This is a genomic window from Oleiphilus sp. HI0086 (assembly GCF_001635225.1).
In genome coordinates, this window is the sequence record NZ_LWFZ01000261.1 from 1 (window position 1) to 308 (window position 308).

Genomic DNA, 308 nt, shown 5'->3' on the forward strand with positions numbered 1-308 from the left:
TAACCTAAGAAACCGTAAGTTGCCAAATCTTTTTCTTTCAACTTCTCTTGCTGGTCTTTGTAAGTTGGTACACGTTCCAGCCAACCTAAAGGCGTCATCATTGACAACAATAGGTGCAACTCTGCATGTTCAGGCACCATAGACTGAACAAACATTGTCGCTGAACCTGGGTTAATACCCGCAGCAAGCCAATCGATCACCATATCCCACACGCTCTGTTCGATCATGAAAGGGTCTTCATAATGCGTTGTGAGTGCATGCCAGTCTGCAACGAAGAGGAAACATTCATAATCGTGTTGCAACTCTAC

Annotated in this window: 1 pseudogene; it reads right to left on the reverse strand. The window is 44.5% G+C overall.

Annotation, left to right across the window (positions count from 1 at the left end):
- A pseudogene (locus A3756_RS03385) lies at positions 1–308 on the reverse strand (tryptophan--tRNA ligase); the annotation flags it as partial.